Genomic DNA, 2,660 nt, shown 5'->3' on the forward strand with positions numbered 1-2,660 from the left:
ATTCTAGCTGCTTTGCTACTTTCCATATTACTAAATAACCGGCTAACGCTGCCCTATCTCGTATCGACTAGGATTTTGATCTTTCTAAATATGTTGATAGCGATTATTGATAGCTAGATTACTTCTTTACACCTTCAACATGCAGATCCATGTCTACATAGCTTGAAGCGCCCATTACTGGGATATTGAAGTCAGCAAGCTCTAGACGAGTTGTACCAACGAAACCAGCACGCTCACCGCCCCATGGGTCTTGACCAGCACCGATGAATTCAGCTTCGATAACGATAGGCTTAGTTACACCGTGAAGTTTAAGGTCACCCATAACTTCAAGTTTGCCGTCGCCTTTATCAACCACTTTTGTGCTGTTGAATGTCGCATCAGAAAACTTACCAGCATTGATGAAATCACCGCTACGGATGTGCTTGTCACGCTCTGCGTGGTTTGAGTCAAGGCTAGTTGTATCAACCGTTACGCTGATTTTAGACGCTTCAACGTTGCTCTCGTCAAATGAGAAGTCACCTGAGAATGTGTTAAAACGACCTTGGATAAAGCTGTAACCTAGGTGGCTAACTTTGAAGTTAACTGAAGCATGCGCACCTTTTGTATCAATCACGTAATCAGCGGCGTTCGCAGCGAAAGGCATTGCCATAGCAAATGCTAATCCTGTAGCGATAATTGACTTTTTCATTTTGAAGCTCCTATCATTTTTCGTAGCGTATCGTCTTTGTCGATAACGTGGTGTTTTATCGCCGCTAAGGCGTGCACTGATGCCATAATGATCAGTACCCATGCAGCATAGTAGTGAACCGTTCCTGCGAGATCAGATTGGTTTGCAAATAGTTCACCCATACTTGGTACTGTGAACCAATTGAATACCTCGATCCCACGGCCATCTGATGTCGAAATCAAATAACCTGAAATAAATAAAACCGCTAAGTTAATGTACATAAAGCCGTGAGCGATCTTCGCTGCTGCAACTTCATAGCTTTTACCTTCCACATTAGGTGACACGGTAACTAGCTTCCAAAGCAAGCGGATAACGGTAACGGCAGCCAAAAGAATCCCTACCGAACGGTGGTAATCTGGTGCTGTTTTGTACCACTCACTATAGTAAGAAAGATCAACCATCCATAGGCCTACACCAAATAGGCCAAATATTGCGAGTGCTGAGATCCAGTGCATTGCTCTTGCTAGAGGATTGTAATTTTTTACGTTGTTGTTCATGCATCTCTTCCGAATGTTAACGTGTCGTGTAGTTTTGAAAAGCGTACCCTACACCAAGTTTGCGTAACATATTATTTACCAAGTTTTACATTAGTTACATCATTTCAAATTAAACGAGTTATTCAAAAATTTTGAACAAGTTGCTTTATGGACAAATTTCTTTGTCGAACAATCGCTTGCTGAGTTATATTTCAACGATTTGTTCAATTTCATAGAGCTCATCTGATATGTCTAACATCTTACGTTCCATCACTTTTTGAGCGTCTTCTATCCCCTTGTTGTAATACACGGCTCCAAACTTTTTACTGATGAAGTCGACTAAGAATTCAGTGTCGAACTGACCAAGCTCTACATCGAGCTCATCTTGTAGGTACTTTTGAAGTGTATGAGTGAGTTCGGATTTTTGCTTTGAATCTAATTGAATGGTCATGGGTGTTTCCAAATAAAGAGTATGTAGAACAATTGTGATTAGCCGACTAAGCTATAATTTCGTTAGCTCACTGCAACTCTGCCAATCAGTTCAAGTTTTCTAACTAGCTATAATTCCTCATAATTTAGTTTACAGACCAGTAGAGTGCCAGTGCTATCCATAAAATCGCTCAGTAATGGTTAATTTTGATAGAGGGATCAAGAACTCGCACTTTGGCGATAGGTAATGGCGCCAAAATTACCGTACTATTGCCCATCAATAAGATAGCAACTGTGTATAAGAGGCTTCATTGTTATTAGATCTGGTGATTAAAAGCGTCAATCAGTTTCAAGACGATTGCTTGAAACTTTGTGAACGTCATTACCCTACCGTACACAATCAAGGGATCAGTGAACATCACATAGGCAAAGCGTTTGCGAGACGAATGGAGCACACTTTCGTTAGCTTCAATCATGCAAGCAACGTAAGCCCACTAGAAATGCTCTCTTCTGGTGAAACGCCACGACATTTCCGAATCTCTTCTGAAATTGGTACCGTTTGGATGATTAGCCACCATATGGTGAGCGCAGGAAAGACTTGTCGTAAAAAGTTGATGCTGGACATTCATAACTGGCAGCAAGAGTACGGATTTGCCATTCAACCCAATGACCTATTGATCATTGTCTCCGACCATTGGATAAGTCGAAGCAAAAACAGTGGTGAACTCTTGCATTGGTGGATGGGGGAACTCCCAGACCAGATTAGCGACTACAGCCTACAAGGTATCACGCTAAGAGAGAGTGATACTCAATTCGCAGATGATTTATATAGTAACTTCAAAATCAGTCCGTGTTTTATCCGATTCGCTCACCCGCTAAAACGCTCTGGAAATCAACAACTAGTTCGTAAATACCTGCAACTTTATGCGGTAATACAATGGCAGTAAAATACAAGCCAATTTTCAATTTGATATATAACGTAAATAATTATACCTACACTATTATTTTATAAAATAACATCTATATTC

General features: G+C 40.7%; 4 protein-coding genes. 1 reads left to right on the top strand and 3 read right to left on the bottom strand.

Translation table 11 applies throughout. The features are described 5' to 3' along the window. Window positions 1-118: 118 nt before the first annotated feature. From AB4232_RS21300 to AB4232_RS21310, 3 genes are all read right to left on the bottom strand, one after another. Window positions 119-688 (bottom strand): YceI family protein, encoded by a 570-nt coding sequence (locus tag AB4232_RS21300; protein WP_102250470.1) that lies wholly within the window; start codon window positions 686-688, stop codon window positions 119-121. Continuing rightward, a complete protein-coding gene (locus AB4232_RS21305) occupies window positions 685-1,224 on the bottom strand; it encodes a cytochrome b (RefSeq protein ID WP_372087956.1) in 540 nt (179 codons plus the stop codon). The genes AB4232_RS21300 and AB4232_RS21305 overlap by 4 nt, the downstream gene beginning before the upstream one ends. Window positions 1,225-1,408: 184 nt before the next feature. Further along, window positions 1,409-1,654 carry a DUF2164 domain-containing protein gene (locus AB4232_RS21310; protein ID WP_017059821.1) on the bottom strand — a complete coding sequence of 82 codons (246 nt, stop codon included), beginning with the start codon at window positions 1,652-1,654 and terminating at the stop codon, window positions 1,409-1,411. A gap of 289 nt (window positions 1,655-1,943) precedes the next feature. Between AB4232_RS21310 and AB4232_RS21315 the strand changes: the two genes are divergently transcribed. Continuing rightward, window positions 1,944-2,579 carry a hypothetical protein gene (locus tag AB4232_RS21315; RefSeq protein ID WP_372087957.1) on the top strand — a complete coding sequence of 212 codons (636 nt, stop codon included), beginning with the start codon at window positions 1,944-1,946 and terminating at the stop codon, window positions 2,577-2,579. Window positions 2,580-2,660: the final 81 nt, after the last annotated feature.

The organism is Vibrio sp. 10N.286.46.A8, assembly GCF_041470165.1.
GTDB classification, from domain to species: domain Bacteria; phylum Pseudomonadota; class Gammaproteobacteria; order Enterobacterales; family Vibrionaceae; genus Vibrio; species Vibrio tasmaniensis_A.